Raw genomic sequence first — 17,975 nt, forward strand, 5'->3', positions numbered from 1 at the left:
TTTTGGATACGGAAAAAATAATATCAGAGCTTAAGTTTAAGGCTGTCAGAAGCAGCGGGGCAGGAGGACAGAATGTCAATAAGGTTTCCTCCAAAATTGTCCTGTCTTTTGATTTGGGAAACTCAAAAGCACTTTCGGTAGAAGAAATTGCGATTTTGGAAGAAAAACTGGCACCACGGCTTACCAATGATAAAATACTTATCCTGAATAGCGACGAAGACAGAAGCCAGTTAAAAAATAAGGAGATTGCTATAAAAAGACTGCTCCATTTACTACAGCAGAATCTTATTGTCCCAAAGGAAAGAAAGGCCACAAAAGTGCCCAAAGCTGTTATTAAAAAACGAATCCAGAACAAAAGAAAACTGTCTGAAAAAAAGGAGTCCAGAAGAAAACCTGACTTTTGATTAAAAAATCCCGATTCAAGCCTGCTTTATCTTAATACTTTTCTATCTTTGCCCTGTCTCAAAGGGGTGCTCTAAATAACGAGCTGAGATTATACCCAACGAACCTGGGCGGGTAATGCTGCCAAGGGAGAATGACAACTTTTTAGAGTGCACGCTTAAAACTTGTCGTTAAGTACAATCAATTAATTTAAACAAAGAATAATTACCCCTTTTATTCGTAAGAAAATTTACGAATGAAAACTTTATTCAAAAAAAATGAGTTTGGGCCAAAAAAGAAAAAGAGCCTAAGCTTGCCGGAATCATTTCTTGATGCCAAAACAATGGCCGGAATTGCAATTTTTGCTTCAGCCTCTCTTTTTGCACAGGAAAAAACGGTTTCCGACACTACAAAAACCAGGAATCTGGATGAGGTTCTGGTTTCTGCCGTACGAGTTACGGCGCAGACTCCCGTTACTTTCAGTAACATTAGCAAAAAAGAATTGGAATCCAGAAATTTAGGGCAGGATATTCCGGCCTTGTTGAATTATCTGCCATCTGTGGTAGTGACTTCCGATGCCGGTAACGGAATTGGATATTCAGCAATCAGTGTCAGAGGTTCTGATTCCAGAAGAGTTAACGTAACACTCAACGGAATTCCTTACAATGATTCTGAATCGCAAGGTACTTTCTGGGTCAATATGCCCGATTTCACATCATCCGTTCAAAACATACAATTGCAGCGCGGGGTAGGAACCTCTACCAATGGAGCCGGAGCTTTTGGTGCCAGTTTGAACCTGCTTACCGATTCGTATGCAACCGAAGCCAATGGCGAAATTTCCAACTCTTTTGGAAGTTTTAATTCCAGAAAGCATACACTGAAATTCAGCAGCGGATTGATTAAAGACCATTTTGAGCTGGCCGGACGCGTTTCTAATATTAAATCTGATGGCTATATTGACAGGGCATCATCAGATTTGAAATCCTATTTCTTTCAGGGAACATATGTAGGCAACTCGACATTAATAAAAGCATTGGTGTTTGGAGGAAAAGAAAAAACATATCAGGCCTGGAACGGACTCGAAGATCCGGAAAAGCTTAAAAATGACAGGACTTACAATACGGCAGGAGAATATGTTGATGATAACGGTGTAACGCGTTTCTACGATAATGAGACGGATAACTACGACCAGGACCATTATCAGTTGCACTGGAACGAGCGTTTTTCAGACAATTGGAGCACAAACCTTGCCTTTCACTATACAAAAGGAAAAGGGTATTATGAAAACTACAAAAAGAAGCAGGATTTATCAGAATATGGAATTGAACCACAGATAATTGATGGTGTAGAAATAAAGAAAAGCGACCTGATTCGAAGAAAATGGCTGGATAATGATTTTTACGGAACTACATTTTCTGCAAACTATAAAAAGGAAAAAATAGATTTTATCTTAGGTGGTGGCTGGAATAAGTATGAAGGAAGCCATTTTGGGAATGTTTTGTGGACGCGAAGTGTTATCCTTCCGGAATATGATTTTAAATACTATGACGATTTTTCGACCAAAACCGATTTTAATGTTTTTGCAAAAATCAATTACAGGCTGAATGAAAACTGGAGTCTTTTTGGAGACCTGCAATACAGAAATGTAGGATATAAAGCCAATGGGGCAGACACCGGTCTTGTGGATGACAACTTTAATTTCTTTAACCCTAAAGCAGGTATTACTTATCTTGTCAATGACGAAAACAATATTTATTTCTCCTATGCCCGTGCGAACCGCGAACCAAACCGAAGCGACTACGAATCCGGAAATCCAAAACCTGAAAAGCTGAATGATTTTGAATTGGGCTGGAGATACAGCTCGCCTAAGACAAAAATCAATGTCAACGGATATTACATGAGATATAAGGACCAGCTTGTCCTGACAGGTGCTTTAAACGATGTTGGAGCGCCAATACGCCAAAATAGCGGAGAAAGTTACAGGCTTGGATTGGAAATCGATGCTACTCTTTTTATAGCAGAGAAATGGATTTTCCGTCCAAATCTTACCATAAGTACTAACAAAAATGAAGATTTTGTTTTTCAGCGTGATGGAATCCTGGAAAAATTGGGGAATACGGACATCGCCTTTTCACCAAATGTAATCTTTGGTAATGCCATTACGTTTTTGCCTGTAAAAAACATGCAGGTTTCACTTCTGACAAAATTTGTAGGAGACCAATATATGGGTAATATTGATTCAAAAGCCTCAAAATTGAAAAGCTATGCTGTGAACGATTTGAATATTTCTTATGAAATTAAAACCAATACGGTTTTTAAATCGATTATCTTTTCAGGGCTGGTGAATAATATTTTTGATTATGAATATGAATCAAATGGTTATTTCTATACTTATGATGACGATTATTCCAATCCGGGTACTATAAAAACAATCGAAGGAGCCGGATATTTTCCACAGGCAGGGATTAATTTCCTGGCAGGAATGACATTGAAGTTTTAAAAATTAGTTTTTTAATTATTTCCCGAAGCCTGGCAGGATCTATAACCTGTCAGGTTTTTTTATTTCAGGATATTTTTCCATTCGCCCGATTCGGCAAATTCTTTTATAACCTTATTTCTTTGAGCTAAAAAGGAACGCAAATAGTTTTCCAAAAAAATAAAATCGGCTAATTTTCCCAAAATACCCCAAGGCGATTCATATTCAAAAATATCGGTCATCAGGGTTTGATTGCCATCAGTTTCAAAATGATGTTCGTGCCGGAATTTTTTGAAAGCACCTTTAATCATTTCATCGGCAAAAAAAGAAGGACGATTATAGTCGGTTATTTTGGAAGTCAGATGTTGCGTGAATCCTAAATGTTTTGCACGCCATGTCACAGTATCGTTTAATCCGATTAACCCTGAAGTTTTGCCAGACACGGCTTTCTCCTGAGTTTGTTCTGTCGAAATGGTATGCAGGTCTATACTCCTGGATAGGTCAAAAACGATATGCAGCGGAGCTGTAATTGCAGTTTTTAAACAGATTCTGGGCATTTTAATTATACACCCGGATAACGTTTCCCGTAACCTGGATTCGGTAAGGCTTTAGCGGATATTCAACATCGGCATTCGGAAGTCCGGTGAACAGACTGTACATCACATCATCACATGGGCAAACAGCATTGATTCCTTCAACTACAAGTCTCGAACAGCTACTGGCGTATTGATTGGGGCAGCTGGCATCATAAGCTTTGAAATTTCCGGCTCCGGCATTAAAAACAATAATACCGTTGGCACCGGCGCCATTAAGCGTAATCAGCTTGCCGTTTCCTGTATATTGCAGGTCGCTGTAAAGCGGAAGATTTAAATTGATATCGACGCTAAAAGAATAGTTGGGGATATAAGGATTCCGGTTGTTGATTTTGCTGTCGGAGCATGCTGAAATCGCAATGCCGATAAGCAAAAGGACAATAATCTTTTTCATAGCAAAAATTTCTGTTCTATAAATTTGTTGAAACAAATTTAATTTAATTAACTTTGGTTTTATATACTAGCAGTATTAAATATTAAATTGAATTAAAAATACTATCTTTGTGAAAAGAAATCCCGTCGTGATGGGATTTTTTCTATTTTATATAAACGACGAAATTATGAGTAACGTATCTTATTATACAGCGGAAGGCTTAAAAAAATTGAAAGAGGAACTGGAACAGCTAAAAAGTATTGAACGCCCAAAAGCGTCACAGGCTATTGCTGAAGCTAGAGATAAGGGAGACTTGTCTGAAAATGCAGAATATGATGCGGCTAAAGAAGCTCAGGGTTTGCTCGAAATGAGAATTTCAAAACTGGAAGAAGTCTATGCTAATGCACGTTTGATTGACGAGTCGCAGCTTGACGTGTCTAAAGTTTTGGTATTGTCCAATGTGAAAATCAAGAACCAGTCCAATGGTATGGAAATGAAATATACGCTTGTTGCAGAAAGCGAAGCCGACCTGAAATCGGGAAAAATTTCCGTGACATCACCAATCGGAAAAGGACTGCTTGGTAAATCGGTAGGCGAAATTGCAGAAATTACGGTGCCAAACGGTATCCTGAAATTTGAGATTTTAGAAATCACCAGAGACTAATACTAATCATTTAAAGTTTAATCCTAAATCTAAAAAGAATGAGCTCGATTTTCACTAAAATAGTCAACGGAGAAATTCCTGCCTATAAAATTACCGAAGATGCAGACTATCTTGCGTTTTTGGATGTGAATCCAAATGCCAAAGGTCATACTTTGTGCATTCCGAAAAAGGAAATCGACAAAATCTTTGATATGGATGAAGACCATTATTTGGGATTGATGAAATTTTCCAGAAAAGTAGCAAAAGCATTGGAAAAAACTGTGGTATGCAAAAGAATAGGTATGGCCGTAATAGGACTTGAAGTGCCTCATACGCACGTGCATTTGATTCCGCTTAACGAAATGGATGAAATGCGTTTCCAAAACAAAGTAAAACTGACTAAAGAAGAATTTGAAGCATTGGCTAAGGAAATCCAGGCCAATTTGTAAATTCTTTTTAAAAAGTATAAAAGCCGCAAATTCAATTTGAATTTGCGGCTTTTTTTATAGCTTTCTTAAGCTAACCAGCATACAGGTTCCCTTTCCTAATTCTGATGAAAATACTTTGATTCTTCCATCGTGGTATTCTTCAACAATTCTCTTTGTCAAGGAAAGTCCCAGTCCCCAACCGCGTTTTTTGGTCGTAAATCCGGGTTCGAAAATTTGTTTGAATTCTTTTTTAGGAATTCCTTTTCCGGAATCACTCACTTTTATCTTTACAAAACGGCTGTCTTCTTCAATAACAATCGATAAATCGCCGCGACCTTTCATGGCATCAATGGCATTCTTGACCAGATTTTCAATCGTCCAGCTATGCAATATCGGGTTGATTGAAGTCATGATAGGATGGTTTGGCGCCTTAAACGAAAAATTAATCTGGTTAGAAAATCTTGATTTCAAGTAGTCATACGACTGTTCTGTTTCTGCAATAATATCTTTTTCCTCCAAAACCGGTTCTGACCCTATTTTTGAAAACCGGTCTGCTATGGTCTGTAACCTTACAATATCTTTTTCCACTTCCGTAACGGTAGTTTCGTCAACATTGTCTGCTTTCATGATTTCAATCCATCCAAGCAATGAGGAAAGTGGCGTTCCAATTTGATGGGCCGTTTCTTTTGCCATACCCGCCCACAGCTTGTTTTGGGTAGCCATTCTGCTGGCGCGGTAGAAATTAAAAATTAAAAGCCCGAATAAAACCAGAATCAGAAACAGGGCTATAGGATAATATTTCAGGTTGTTTAAAAGTGATGAATTTCCATAATAGACATATTGGGTTTCTCCGGGTAATTCAAGAGCTATTGGCTCGTTTTCATTTTTGAAATTTTCAAAGAAAGCCTTGGCCTTAATAGAATCATTGGCAATTTCGTCATCAATATTTCTCATCCCTCTGATATTTCCATTCTGGTCTGTCCATACAATCGGGATAGTTGTGTTTTTATCAACAATCTGTCTTGGAAGTTCAATATCATCATTTTCCAAATCAGCGTTATTGATGGTTTTTAAGGAAGTAGCCCAAATTTGCATTTTGACATGTTCCTCGTTTTTAAAAATCTGGAAGAAAGTGTAAGTGTTCCAAAGAATCAGGGAAATGATAATAAAAGAGATTATGATAATAATCCAGCGAGTGACATTTCGTTTTTCAGAAAACTGCATAAATTTTATTTTGAGGTATAAATATAAGCAAAAGATATAAAGTCAAATTTTGAAACTGTTTATAAATCATAAACACTTCGCTTATTCTTCTTGATGCAATTTATTACTTTTGTTTAAACGCAGAATTTTATGATTAGTATAATACCGAAGGAAATCCCGACAGCAAAATTGCAGGGATATCTTCAGGGGTCAGTAGGACCAAGGCCAATAGCCTTTGCCAGCACGATGGACCATAACGGAAAACCGAATTTGTCACCGTTTAGTTTTTTTAATCTTTTCAGTGCGAATCCGCCAATTTTGATTTTTTCGCCCTCAAGGAGAGTCCGGGACAATACTATAAAACATACGCTGATTAATGCCGAAGCTACCCGTGAAGTAGTCATCAATGTTGTTACTTATGATATGGTACAACAAGCATCTTTGGCAAGTACAGAATATGGAGATGGAGTAAATGAGTTCTTAAAAGCCGGATTTACGGCTATTCCTTCGGATTTGGTAAAGCCTTATCGCGTAAAGGAATCTCCCGTACAGTTTGAATGCAAGATACAGGAAATTATCAGCCTTGGAACAGAAGGCGGAGCCGGAAATCTGATTATCTGTGAAATCGTTAAGATGCATATTGATGAGAAGATTTTAGATGAAAACGGAAGTGTGGACCAGCATAAAATCGATTTGGTTTCGCGTTTGGGAGGAAATTGGTATTCACGTTCGAATATGGGATTGTTTGAAGTTGAAAAACCATTGACAACCTTGGGTATTGGAGTAGACCAGATTCCGGATTTTATAAAAGAAAGCCCGGTTTTTGATGGTAATGATCTAGGCAAATTGGGGAATGTTGAAGCATTGCCTACAAGCGAAGAAGTTGCTATATTTGTAGACCAGAATTTTGCCGTAAAAGGAGTGTTAAGTTCTGACGATCAGGAAAAAGTGCATTTAAAGGCAAAGGAATATCTTGACAATAATGAAGTGATGGCGGCATGGAAAGTGCTGTTGTCTGAAAAAATATAATGAGACGGCTGAATTTACAAGCCATATAAATAACAAAAACAATAGAAGATTATGGAAGTTACAGGAAGAGTTAAGGTAATAAATGCCGAACAGCAAATTAGTGCGTCATTTAAAAAGAGAGAATTGGTCGTTACAACAGACGAACAGTATCCGCAACATATCATGATTGAGTTTACGCAGGATAAATGCGATTTGTTGAATAATTATACGCCAGGTGAACCTGTAAAGGTTTCAATCAACCTAAGAGGAAGAGAGTGGGTAAATCCACAAGGTGAAACCAAATATTTTAACAGCATCCAAGGCTGGAGAATTGAAAAATTGCAGCCTGAAGCACCTTCTGCTCAACAAGCACCGCCAATGCCAGCCAGAGAGGCTTTTGAGCCGGCAAATGACTATAAAGAAGAAGAGCACGACGACCTGCCTTTCTAATTAAAAAATAGAAAATTGTAAAAACCGCAACTATTGCGGTTTTTTTGTGACTTTAAGAAAAAATGAGATTGTATTTCCTTAGCAAAGAATTGTTTTTTCCTCCGGTGGAAGAAGCTAATCCGGATGGTACATTGGCAATTGGCGGTGATTTGTCGCCAGAAAGGCTTGTATTGGCTTACAGGAGCGGGATTTTTCCATGGTTTGATGATGATGAGCCTATTCTTTGGTGGTCGCCGCCGGAAAGAATGGTTTTGTTTCCTGATGAGTTTAAAGTTTCTAAAAGCATGAGGAATATATTGAACCGTGGTATTTTCAGAGTAACATTCAACCAAAATTTCAGGGATGTTATTTCCAACTGCAGCACAATCAGCAGAGACGGTCAGCAGGGAACGTGGATTTCTGAACAGATGATTGAAGCCTATGTGAAACTCCATGAAATGGGAATTGCAAAGTCTGTAGAAGTCTGGCAGGATGAAGTACTGGTTGGAGGGCTTTATGGTATTGATTTGGGACATGTTTTCTGTGGTGAAAGTATGTTTTCCAAGGTTTCCAATGCCTCTAAAGTAGCTTTTGTTTCGTTGGTCAGGAAATTAAAGGAGGAAAATTATAAACTTTTGGATTGCCAGGTTCATAATAGCCATTTGGAAAGTTTGGGAGCCAGGGAAATTTCGAGAGAAGATTTTATGGCGATTCTTAAAAAAGAATATTGATGAGAAAAAACACTATAATTATTGGGTTGCTGCTATCTGTTTTATACGCTTGTAATTCGGTTAAACTGCCAGATGTAAAGGTTAATGCATATCCATTAGGCTATTCTCAGAAAATAGAAGGTGACAGCCTGATTATTACGCTGGACAACAGGTTGGAATGTCCGGTGCGGGTAGTCTTAAATGATTCTTCTTTAAATAAGCGTTTTGAAAACAAAGGAATTGTAGTGCTGGAACCCAAAGAAAAGAGAAGGACTGGTGTTTTTTTAGAGCGTAAAGAATATACTGCCGGGGCAAATTATATGCTGGGTAACGCCATCAGCTATCCAAAAGATAATAAGCTGTCCTTACCGTTTCGGAAAGGTAAACAATATAAGATAGTACAGGGACATAACGGGAACTTTTCCCATAATGAAGGATTGTCAAAACTAGCCCTGGATTTTGATTTAAAAGTTGGTGATACTGTATGTGCGGCTGCCAACGGTTATGTTGTGGGTCTTGTCGATAAGTATAAATATTATGGCAAAAACAGCTCATGGAAAGATTATGCCAATTTTATCACGCTTTACCATCCGGAAACGGGTCTGTTTACAGAATATGTACATTTAAAAGAGAATGGTGCAAAGGTAGCAGTAGGTGATTTTGTGAAAGCAGGACAGCCTATTGCCTTATGCGGAATGACAGGTTGGACTACAACTCCTCATTTGCATTTTGTTGCCTATTTCAGAAATACAGATTGGAAATCTGAACCTATAGAGATTGACTTTGCAGAGAATTACAAAAGTGGAAGTTTAAAACCCGGAGATGTCGTAAAAAAATGATGAGAATGCTGTGGCCTTACTTTTTGGTCCAGCATTCACCAACATGGTCGTTTACCATTCCTGTAGCCTGCATGTGTGCATAAATAACGGTAGAACCAACGAATTTAAATCCTCTTTTTTTTAAATCTTTGCTGATTTCGTCAGAAAGTGGAGTTGTAGCGGGAACATCAGCCAATGTTTTTGGATTGTTTATAATGGGCTTGCCTCCGGTAAATTTCCAGATATAATCTGAGAAACTTCCGAATTCTTTTTGTGTTTCCATAAAAGCTTGGGCGTTGGTCACGGCAGCACGTATTTTTAGCTGATTCCTGATAATTCCTGTGTCCTGTAAAAGTTCCTGAATTTTTTCTTCGGTATATTGAGCTACCTTTTTATAATCAAAATTATCGAAGGCTTTTTTGAAGTTTTCTCTCTTTCGAAGTATGGTAATCCAGCTCAAACCGGCCTGAAAAGTTTCTAAGGTAAGGAATTCGAATAGTTTTTGGTCCTCATAAACAGGAACGCCCCATTCTTCGTCATGGTATTTTTCATATAGGCTGTCGCCAACACACCATCTGCATCTGATTTTTTCCATTGCTTCGATTTTACTCCAAATATAAATAAAAATCCCGCTTCGGAAGAAGCGGGATCAGTATATAAGATAGTGTTCAGGAGATTATCCTAAAGCAGCTCTTTTGAAACCAGTAACAGTCAAGCTTGGGTCAACAGATTTTACATATCCGGAAACGCTAACAGCACCGTCTTTAATGTAATCCTGGTTTACCAATGTATTGTCTTTGTAGAAACGTTGGATTTTACCTTTAGCGATGTTATCTAGCATAGCTTCTGGTTTTCCTTCCTGACGCAATTGATCTTTAGCGATTTCTACTTCTTTTTCAATGATAGATGCATCAACACCAGCCTCGTCTAACGCGATTGGGTTCATAGCAGCAGCCTGCATAGCAACGTTTCTGGCAGCTTCTTCAGCACCAGGAACATTAGCAGAAAGAGAAACTAGAGTAGCGATTTTGTTACCTGCGTGGATGTAAGATCCAACGAAAGCACCTTCTAATCTTTCGAAAGAACCGATTTCGATTTTCTCTCCGATAACTCCGGTTTGCTCGATTAATTTATCAGCAACAGTGATTCCGTTGAAATCAGCTGCTAAAAATTCTTCTTTAGTCTGGAAGTTTAAAGCAAGGTTAGCCAAATCTGTAGCCAACTTTACGAAACCTTCATTTTTTCCAACGAAGTCAGTCTCACAGTTCAATGAGATTACAACACCAGAAGTTTTGTCTGCATTTACAACAGCGATAGCAGCACCTTCAGTAGATTCTCTATCAGATCTGTTAGCAGCTACTTTTTGGCCTTTTTTACGTAGGTTTTCGATAGCTAGTTCGAAATTTCCGTCAGCCTCAACAAGCGCTTTTTTGCAGTCCATCATCCCGGCACCAGTCAGGGTTCTTAATTTATTTACATCTGCAGCAGTTATAGTTGCCATTTTAGTGTGTTTTTTTAAGGGTTAAAAATAAAAAATTCCAAAGTCTAAATTCCAAATCCCAAGTTTATTAAATTATCAACGTATTGTAATTTATCTGGAAATTGGAATTTAAATATTTGGAATCTAATTTAATTTATTCTTCAGTAGAAGCTTCTACAGTCTCGTTTGGAGCGTCAGTAGCTTCGTCAACTGGCTGTTCAACTTCTTTGTCAGAAGTAGTGTTTCTGTCAGAAAGACCTTCGATAACAGCAGCAGTTACTAAAGATAAAATTTTCTCAATTGATTTAGAAGCATCGTCATTTGCAGGTATTACATAATCTACCTCTCTTGGGTCAGAGTTTGTATCTACCATTGCGAAAACTGGAATGTTTAATTTTTGAGCTTCTTTAATCGCGATGTGTTCAGCTTTAATGTCTACAACGAACAATGCAGCAGGAAGTCTTGACATATCAGCAATAGAACCTAAGTTCTTCTCTAATTTTGCACGAAGACGATCAACCTGTAAACGTTCTTTTTTAGATAATGTCATGAAAGTACCGTCTTTCTTCATTCTATCAATAGAAGCCATTTTCTTAACCGCTTTTCTGATAGTTACGAAGTTAGTCAACATACCACCTGGCCATCTTTCAGTGATGTAAGGCATGTTTGCTGCAGCTGCTTTTTCAGCTACGATATCTTTTGCTTGTTTTTTGGTAGCAACGAATAATATTTTTCTACCTGATGCAGCGATTTTTTTCAAAGCTTCATTAGCTTCTTCGATTTTAGCTGCAGTTTTATATAGATTGATAATGTGGATTCCATTACGCTCCATATAGATGTAAGGAGCCATGTTTGGATCCCACTTTCTAGTCATGTGTCCGAAGTGAACACCTGCTTCTAGTAATTCTTTAACTTCTACTTTGTTTGCCATTTTAATAAATAGTTTACGTTCTGTTGATTAGCAATGTATAAATGGCGGATTACCGGCTGAATACATTTAGATGCTAAACTAATTTCCTGCCTCGACAGGGAATAACAACATTGTTTTGAATAATAAATGAACGGTGTCTTTTCTGTTACCGAAAAGACGGTAATATTAACGTTTAGAGAACTGGAATCTCTTACGAGCTTTCTTCTGACCGAATTTCTTACGTTCAACCATTCTAGGGTCTCTTGTTAATAAACCTTCTGGTTTCAGGATAGCTCTGTTTTCAGCATTTACTTCGCACATTGCGCGAGCGATTGCCATTCTTACAGCTTCTGCCTGACCAGTTGAACCACCACCATAAACGTTTACTTTTACGTCAAAGCTTGAAGCATTCTCAGTCATTGAAAGAGGTTGCAAAACTTTGTACTGTAAAGTTGCAGTCGGGAAGTAAGTTGTAAATTCTTTTTTGTTTACCGTGATGTTTCCAGTTCCTTCTGTAACATAAACACGGGCAACAGCGGTTTTTCTTCTACCGATTTTGTGAATTGTAGCCATTACTTAAGATCGTTAAGGTTAACAGTTTTAGGTTTTTGAGCTTCGTGAGAGTGCTCAGGACCTACAACAACATTTAAATTTCTGAAAAGTTGTGCGCCTAATTTGTTTTTAGGTAGCATTCCTTTTACTGCTTTTTCCACTAAAGATGCAGGGTTTTTTGTCTGTAATACTTTAGCAGTCAAAGTTCTTTGTCCTCCTGGGTAACCTGTATGACGCATATAGATTTTGTCATCCAATTTGTTACCTGTAAGGTTGATTTTTTCTGCGTTAATAACAATTACGTTATCTCCACAGTCCACGTGCGGTGTATAACTCGGCTTGTATTTACCTCTAAGGATCATAGCGACCTTTGAAGCAAGACGGCCCAAGTTATGACCTTCAGCATCAACAACAATCCACTCTTTCTTTACAGTGGCTTTGTTTGCTGAAATTGTCTTGTAGCTTAATGTGTTCACAATAATTTATTTTAATTAAACATTCCATCCCCAATAAAGGGGTTGCAAAAGTACAATAATTATTTTTAAATGCAAACACCTATAAAAGATTATTTTAGAGGCTGATTATCAGATTGAAAATCTGTAAATGAAGAAGGGCAAATGTAAGCATTATTTTTAATTTACTGATTCAATAAGGAAGGGTGGTTGGTTTTAAAAAATAAAAAACCATCTAAAAGGCTTAGATGGTTTACTGGATGTATGAATAAGTGATTTTATACAATAAACAAATTGGCTATGTTCACAGATTGTTGTGTGGTTAGCGGTTCGTCATAGGATTCTGATCCGGCCAATCCGGGAATTGCAGGTCCTAACGATCCGTTGTTTACGGTGCTGGTATTAAATCCTGCCTGGGTTACATTTTCTTCTCCGTCATAAACCGCTTGTGTTGCAGATGGCATTCCGGCGCCTCTTTGGTTTCCCGTAATCCATCCTTTAAGTCCTCGCAATCTTCGTACTTCCGAGGCATGGCGGGCTTCTACAGAATGAATCTGCAAGGCGGCTGTCAGTAAATCGGGTGTCGATATCAAATTGCCGGCTTGTCCTTTATAGGCTCTTACTCCCGTATCTTCAAAAGCCTGTGCCAATACTAAAAATTGCTGGTATGCGGCGGTGGCGCCTATTCCTGTAGTATTGAAAGGATCAAAAGCGCCTCCGACTGTAAAGTCAAACGTTGGTTTTGCAACCGCACTGGCTCCGAGCCCTGCAATCAGGAACTCCACATGGCTGGCTTCGTGCTTTGCAATCTGCATGAATACTTTTTCGTCTCTTCCGCCGGTTGGAATAACTCCAGATTCCAATCCTAATCGATAGAATTCGTCTTCAAGATATTCTAATGTTAACGCAAGCTGTAAGGCTCCAATAGGTGTGCTTGGCGTAGGCCCTATATCTGATGCAAAAGCTTTGTTGGTAAATGCTGCCAATCCTAATGGTATTGAAGCCAGTGCTAAATTTTTACCTAGTTGTCCAAATTGCCCGAAACTATCTCTTCGGGAACCTTTACTGTTCATTAAATGGTCATCAGTAAAGGACTCTATAAATTTTAATAGATTCATAATTTCTAATTTTTTTGGTTAGTGTTTAAGGTAAATAGGTAGCCGTGAACTCCGTTGTGATAAAACTGCCGGCTATGGGAAGTATCTGCGATGGATTTTTGGCGGCATCCAGACCATTTGAGGCGTTGACAACATCATCGCCTGCAAAATCATTCGAATTAGGATTAATCAAACTCCTTATAGCGGAGGCGTGCCTTGCTTCAACAGAAACAATTTTACCAGCCAGCAATAAATAATCAGTACTTGTAATTAATTTTCCTGCTCCGTTATAAGCTGCAACACCTGTATCTTCTAATGCTTTTGCTGTCCCCAGAATAGAACTCCTGCTGCTAAAGTTTACGGTGCTGAAATCAAATTGCAATGCAGGAAGCAGTTGAGTAGAAGGATTAGGCAAGGCTCCGGTTAAAGCAGCCTTGAAGAATTCTCTGTGGATTACTTCGTGGGCGTATAAATCAGAGAGTATCTGTTGTTCTTCGCTGTTAAAAAGTGCCCCAAAATTATTCAGGTTGACAACACGCGTATAAAAATCGGCTTCAAGTTGTTCCAGTGCATAGGCATAAGTCAAAACACCCAGGTCGCCGCTTCCAAGATCAAATTTGCCGTTTCGTACTCCGGGAGCATAAGGGCCATTGTTCATGGAATCATCGTCATTATTACAGCCGGTTAAGAGCAATCCTGTGGCTGCCATAGTGAGTCCGCTAATCTTTAAGAAACTTCTTCGATTGGTTCCCGAAGTTAGCTGTTCTTTTACAGTTACTACGTTTTTCATAAAGTTAGACATTTAAAGGTTAATAATTCATTGGTTGATTTTAGGCTTCAACAAGAGCCTGATTGAGTCATTTACGTAGTAATTGTGTTAGTGGTTTTCATAAAACGTTATATAATTACCATTTATACCGGTATTATTTTGTGTTTTTATTTGTCAGGAGTGGAAATGTTTGTTTTTTTTATTTAACCTGCGTCAAAAGTGTGCTATTCATCAGGAAGCATATTACTTTTTTAAAAAACCGGAAGAATAGGATATAGTTGCTAGTTTACTTATTGTAAGGTTTAATACGAATTTTAAGTGTAATTTCTATTTTTTCACTTACTTTACATTTCCTTAATTATATGAACAGCGATGAAACCAAAAGCAACCTTAAAGCAAATAGCCAAAGAATTGAATGTGTCTGTCTCTACTGTTTCTAAAGCATTGAGCAACAGCCCGGAAATCAGCGAGCCTACAAAAATTAAAATTCAGGAATTTGCGAAGCTTAAAAATTACAAGCCGAATAATATTGCCATCAACCTGAAAAACCGAAGCACAAAGACCATCGGGGTTATTATTCCGAATATCCTGAATCCGTTTTTTGCCAAAGTGTTTAGCGGAATTGAAAAGAAGGCAAATGAAAAAGGCTATAATGTGATTACCTGTATTACTAATGAATCTCTAAAAAAAGAAATCCATACGATGGATATGCTTAGCAACGGAACAATTGATGGGTTTATCTTGTCAATTGCGGAAGAGACGCAGAAACAGCAGGAATTTAAGCATTTCAAGGATGCAATTTCAGATGGTATTCCTATTGTTATGTTCGATAGGATTTCTGATGAAGTAAATTGCGATAAGGTGATTGTTGATGATTTCGATTCTTCGGTAAATGCTGTGAATCATATGATACAACTGGGTTGTAAAGATATAGCGCTGCTAACAGCGATTGACAACCTGAGCGTAGCGAAGTTAAGGGCGCAAGGCTATGCAAAGGCTTTAACTGATAATGATATTGCAATCAATAAAAATTTGATTATCCGTACTGATAATCCGGATGAGTTTGATTTCCGATTGAATGAGCTTATCAATACTCAAAAAATTGACGGTATTTTTGCGTTAGACGAGCATGCTTCGACTATGGCAATGAAAATGGCTATCAAAAAAGGAATTAAAATCCCTGATGAACTCTGTGTAATTGGTTTTGCAGACGGTGTTTGGTCCCGAAGATTAACACCAAGTCTTTCTACTATCAGCCAGCACGGAATTGAAATAGGAGAAGAAGCGGCCAAGATGCTTATTGAAAAACTGGAAAGTAAGGAGGAAGAATATGCTTACCGTACAACGGTTATCAAAACCGAACTGCGCCAAAGAGATTCTACCCGAAAGTTACCATAAAACAAAACCCGCGATTAGCGGGTTTTGTTTTTTATAGGTTTATTTTTCTTTAGTGAGCTTGAATTCATGCCCACCTTGCAGTATCGTCATTGCATTTGGCGAAAAGACCAATTCTAAACCGGCAGGGTCAAAATTGAATTTGGTGTCGCTTAAAGGATTAAGCGGAAAAGATTCCTGACCGGTTGCCTGACAAATTAACACGCCGTTTTCTTCCTTGATTGAAATTTTTAAAGGAAAATTAGGGTCGGAGTAGATGCCCACATATTTTTTAAGAATGGCAACATCAACGGTAGCCGTTTTCAGATTAGGGAATCGGTAAGGCATTTTATAATAAATACTCAAAATTCCAATCATTATTCCGTCTGTGTCATAACCTTGCCCGTTGTCAAGCAATGCAATGCTGAGTTTTTCTTTTGGATAATGAATCAAAGAAGACGTAAAACTTTCGATTCCGCCTGAATGGCCGTAAAATCTCCTTTCTGCAAAAGGCATGGCGAATATTCCTTTTCCATATCCTTTTTCGATAGTAATCATAGTGTCCAGGGAAGGCTGCTTTAATAATTTTCCGGAAAATAATGCGTTGATAAAGGCAGTCAGGTCGGAAGCAGATGATAAGATAGCACCGGCACCACCCGGAATAGACATATCTTCTTTTGAAGCGTCTTTCCAGTTTTTTCCATCCCATTCATAAGAAAGGGCTTCATTTTTTGCTCCGGTGGCAAACCCTGTGTTTTTTAGCCCTAATTTTTGGATGATTCGGGTGCTAATATTGTCCGCATAACTTTTTTTCGTCAGGTCTTCAATAATCCAGCCCAGAATGACGTAGTTGGAATTACTGTATTCTGCCTTTTCTCCCGGTTCAAAAACAGGCTTGCCTGCTTTGATTTTCTTCATCAGTTCGCTACGTGTTTTTGGCAGTTTTGCATAGGTTGGATAATCCAAATCATTTGTAAAGCTGTAAATACCGCTGGAATGGCTGAGAAGATTGTCGATAGTGATGTGTTCTGAATTTTGTATTGTCGGGAAGAATCTGGACAGTTTGGTGTCGAGTGTCAGTTTTTTTTCTTCAATAAGCTGTAAAATGACAACCGACGTGAATGTTTTTGTAATAGAACCAATTTTATATCGGGTTTGGTTGTCTGCCTTGATTTTGTTTTTCACATCGGCATAACCATAGGTGTTTTCAAAAATAATCTCGTCGTTATTTCGAATGGCAACGCTTCCCATGAATTTATTATTCGAACTAAGATAATTCAACAGGCTGTCGATTTTGTCAAATCGGGTCTCACTTTGTCCAAATGCGTTTAAGGATAAGGAGATGGATAGGAATAAGAATATTTTTTTCATGATAAAAACAGTGTCCTAATTATTAATAATCATATTTTTATTTCGGATATCAATTGTAATCTTATCGCCAAGCCAGTTTATACTTCCAATCGCTTCATAAATCAACCCGTCAATAAAAGTAGCCTTAAAATTAGTGGCTGAAATTTTGTTGCTCGATTCAGTATTTATTTTGGAAAGGTTGGTGTAATAATAATTGTTTCCTTCAGTCGGCTTGAAATCGCTTTTCTGATGTTTCATTTCTGTTTTTGAAGGGTCGATTCCTAACGATTGCATGTATCTCGAATTGAATCTGAATACATTGAAGCCGGCGCCACTGTCTAAATTCATTTGTACAACAAGTTTGTCGTTGAGTTGAACATAGGTGGCTATCCCTAAGGTTTTTCCTAAATCATCTGAAATCTGGATAGGGATAGAAATACCTTTTTTTGCGAGTTCTTTGACTGATTTTTCTGTTTCTAAAACCAATACTTTATTCTTGTAATCGATGGTGATGGGAATGTTTCTGAAAGGCAATAACGATATCAGGCCATCAACAGGGAAATCCAAATCAATAACAGTAAATTTTTCAGCGTTTAACTTTTGGTTGCCAATTTCTAAACTTTTCGTATCCCAAAGATCCGCTACAATCTCTTCGCCTGTAGCCCTGTGACCGGTATAAAATCCATCCGTTTTTTTCAGGTCTTTCACGTTGTCCGCAAATTTCTTTGTCAATAAATTAAGTCCGGCACCGGTGTCAAAAATAAAATTTCCTTCTACATTATTTATTTTTGCTTTTACTAAAATATGACCACTTCCAAGCAGCGTAAAGGGAATGGAGATTGTTTTATTGATTTGTTCCTGTCCAAAAGAATTCAGGCATAAAAGCAGGCATAGAAATAAAGCAGTTTTTTTCATTGTAGGGTTTTGAG

At 38.0% G+C, this 17,975-nt stretch carries 21 protein-coding genes; 9 read left to right on the forward strand and 12 right to left on the reverse strand.

Translation table 11 applies throughout. The features are described from left to right. The first annotated feature begins 2 nt into the window (after nt 1-2). Together arfB and B0G92_RS04535 are read left to right on the forward strand one after the other, a co-directional pair. Nucleotides 3-404, forward strand: a complete 402-nt coding sequence (gene arfB / locus B0G92_RS04530) for an alternative ribosome rescue aminoacyl-tRNA hydrolase ArfB (RefSeq protein ID WP_101471240.1) — start codon at nt 3-5, stop codon at nt 402-404. 233 nt (nt 405-637) lie between these two features. After that, complete coding sequence (locus B0G92_RS04535) at nt 638-2,881, forward strand: TonB-dependent receptor (protein ID WP_101471241.1); 2,244 nt, start codon at nt 638-640, stop codon at nt 2,879-2,881. A 59-nt stretch (nt 2,882-2,940) separates the two neighbouring features. On the opposite strand, the gene B0G92_RS04540 is transcribed toward B0G92_RS04535, so the two are convergent. Together B0G92_RS04540 and B0G92_RS04545 are read right to left on the reverse strand one after the other, a co-directional pair. After that, nucleotides 2,941-3,414, reverse strand: a complete 474-nt coding sequence (locus tag B0G92_RS04540) for an SRPBCC family protein (RefSeq protein WP_101471242.1) — start codon at nt 3,412-3,414, stop codon at nt 2,941-2,943. Between the two features lies 1 nt (nt 3,415). Next, nucleotides 3,416-3,844, reverse strand: coding sequence for a Rieske (2Fe-2S) protein (locus tag B0G92_RS04545; protein ID WP_056067993.1), 429 nt, complete (start codon nt 3,842-3,844; stop codon nt 3,416-3,418). 166 nt (nt 3,845-4,010) lie between these two features. Between B0G92_RS04545 and greA the strand changes: the two genes are divergently transcribed. Then, entirely contained in the window at nt 4,011-4,487 is a 477-nt protein-coding gene (gene greA / locus B0G92_RS04550) for a transcription elongation factor GreA (RefSeq protein ID WP_056068452.1), read from the forward strand. A gap of 38 nt (nt 4,488-4,525) precedes the next feature. Beyond that, nucleotides 4,526-4,915 carry an HIT family protein gene (locus B0G92_RS04555; RefSeq protein WP_056067995.1) on the forward strand — a complete coding sequence of 130 codons (390 nt, stop codon included), beginning with the start codon at nt 4,526-4,528 and terminating at the stop codon, nt 4,913-4,915. Nucleotides 4,916-4,969: 54 nt separating this feature from the next. Here the strand turns inward: B0G92_RS04555 and B0G92_RS04560 are convergent, their stop codons facing one another. After that, nucleotides 4,970-6,118: a sensor histidine kinase gene (locus tag B0G92_RS04560; RefSeq protein ID WP_056067997.1), complete on the reverse strand. Its 1,149-nt coding sequence runs from the start codon at nt 6,116-6,118 to the stop codon at nt 4,970-4,972. Between the two features lie 129 nt (nt 6,119-6,247). Here B0G92_RS04560 and B0G92_RS04565 point away from each other — a divergent pair, with 129 nt between their 5' ends. The 4 genes from B0G92_RS04565 (at nt 6,248) to B0G92_RS04580 (ending at nt 9,083) form a co-directional block, all read left to right on the forward strand. Beyond that, complete coding sequence (locus B0G92_RS04565) at nt 6,248-7,126, forward strand: flavin reductase family protein (RefSeq protein ID WP_101471243.1); 879 nt, start codon at nt 6,248-6,250, stop codon at nt 7,124-7,126. Between the two features lie 51 nt (nt 7,127-7,177). After that, the gene (locus B0G92_RS04570; RefSeq protein ID WP_056068001.1) at nt 7,178-7,555 is read left to right on the forward strand and encodes a DUF3127 domain-containing protein; all 378 of its coding nucleotides are present in this window, start codon (nt 7,178-7,180) and stop codon (nt 7,553-7,555) included. Nucleotides 7,556-7,623: 68 nt separating this feature from the next. Next, nucleotides 7,624-8,265, forward strand: coding sequence for a leucyl/phenylalanyl-tRNA--protein transferase (aat, locus tag B0G92_RS04575; protein WP_101472024.1), 642 nt, complete (start codon nt 7,624-7,626; stop codon nt 8,263-8,265). Continuing rightward, a complete protein-coding gene (locus tag B0G92_RS04580) occupies nt 8,265-9,083 on the forward strand; it encodes a M23 family metallopeptidase (RefSeq protein ID WP_101471244.1) in 819 nt (272 codons plus the stop codon). The genes aat and B0G92_RS04580 overlap by 1 nt, the downstream gene beginning before the upstream one ends. A 16-nt stretch (nt 9,084-9,099) precedes the next feature. On the opposite strand, the gene B0G92_RS04585 is transcribed toward B0G92_RS04580, so the two are convergent. The 7 genes from B0G92_RS04585 to B0G92_RS04615 all read right to left on the reverse strand — a co-directional run bounded on the left by B0G92_RS04585 (nt 9,100) and on the right by B0G92_RS04615 (nt 14,343). Continuing rightward, nucleotides 9,100-9,657, reverse strand: a complete 558-nt coding sequence (locus tag B0G92_RS04585) for a DNA-3-methyladenine glycosylase I (protein WP_101471245.1) — start codon at nt 9,655-9,657, stop codon at nt 9,100-9,102. An 81-nt stretch (nt 9,658-9,738) separates the two neighbouring features. Further along, nucleotides 9,739-10,563: a translation elongation factor Ts gene (gene tsf / locus B0G92_RS04590; protein WP_056068006.1), complete on the reverse strand. Its 825-nt coding sequence runs from the start codon at nt 10,561-10,563 to the stop codon at nt 9,739-9,741. Between the two features lie 133 nt (nt 10,564-10,696). Beyond that, nucleotides 10,697-11,473 carry a 30S ribosomal protein S2 gene (gene rpsB / locus B0G92_RS04595; RefSeq protein ID WP_056068008.1) on the reverse strand — a complete coding sequence of 259 codons (777 nt, stop codon included), beginning with the start codon at nt 11,471-11,473 and terminating at the stop codon, nt 10,697-10,699. 165 nt (nt 11,474-11,638) lie between these two features. Further along, nucleotides 11,639-12,025, reverse strand: coding sequence for a 30S ribosomal protein S9 (rpsI, locus tag B0G92_RS04600; RefSeq protein WP_056068009.1), 387 nt, complete (start codon nt 12,023-12,025; stop codon nt 11,639-11,641). Then, nucleotides 12,025-12,480 (reverse strand): 50S ribosomal protein L13, encoded by a 456-nt coding sequence (gene rplM, locus B0G92_RS04605; RefSeq protein ID WP_101471246.1) that lies wholly within the window; start codon nt 12,478-12,480, stop codon nt 12,025-12,027. The genes rpsI and rplM overlap by 1 nt, the downstream gene beginning before the upstream one ends. Before the next feature lie 254 nt (nt 12,481-12,734). Further along, nucleotides 12,735-13,574: a ferritin-like domain-containing protein gene (locus B0G92_RS04610; RefSeq protein ID WP_056068014.1), complete on the reverse strand. Its 840-nt coding sequence runs from the start codon at nt 13,572-13,574 to the stop codon at nt 12,735-12,737. A 25-nt stretch (nt 13,575-13,599) separates the two neighbouring features. Then, nucleotides 13,600-14,343 (reverse strand): ferritin-like domain-containing protein, encoded by a 744-nt coding sequence (locus B0G92_RS04615; protein WP_101471247.1) that lies wholly within the window; start codon nt 14,341-14,343, stop codon nt 13,600-13,602. A 351-nt stretch (nt 14,344-14,694) separates the two neighbouring features. On the opposite strand from B0G92_RS04615, the gene B0G92_RS04620 reads away from it, so the two are divergent. Next, nucleotides 14,695-15,720: a LacI family DNA-binding transcriptional regulator gene (locus B0G92_RS04620; RefSeq protein WP_056068018.1), complete on the forward strand. Its 1,026-nt coding sequence runs from the start codon at nt 14,695-14,697 to the stop codon at nt 15,718-15,720. Nucleotides 15,721-15,759: 39 nt separating this feature from the next. Here the strand turns inward: B0G92_RS04620 and B0G92_RS04625 are convergent, their stop codons facing one another. Together B0G92_RS04625 and B0G92_RS04630 are read right to left on the reverse strand one after the other, a co-directional pair. Continuing rightward, entirely contained in the window at nt 15,760-17,067 is a 1,308-nt protein-coding gene (locus B0G92_RS04625; RefSeq protein ID WP_101471248.1) for a serine hydrolase domain-containing protein, read from the reverse strand. A 15-nt stretch (nt 17,068-17,082) separates the two neighbouring features. After that, nucleotides 17,083-17,961 (reverse strand): retropepsin-like aspartic protease, encoded by an 879-nt coding sequence (locus tag B0G92_RS04630; protein WP_056068021.1) that lies wholly within the window; start codon nt 17,959-17,961, stop codon nt 17,083-17,085. Nucleotides 17,962-17,975 lie beyond the last annotated feature (14 nt).

Source organism: Flavobacterium lindanitolerans (assembly GCF_002846575.1).
Lineage (GTDB): Bacteria > Bacteroidota > Bacteroidia > Flavobacteriales > Flavobacteriaceae > Flavobacterium > Flavobacterium lindanitolerans.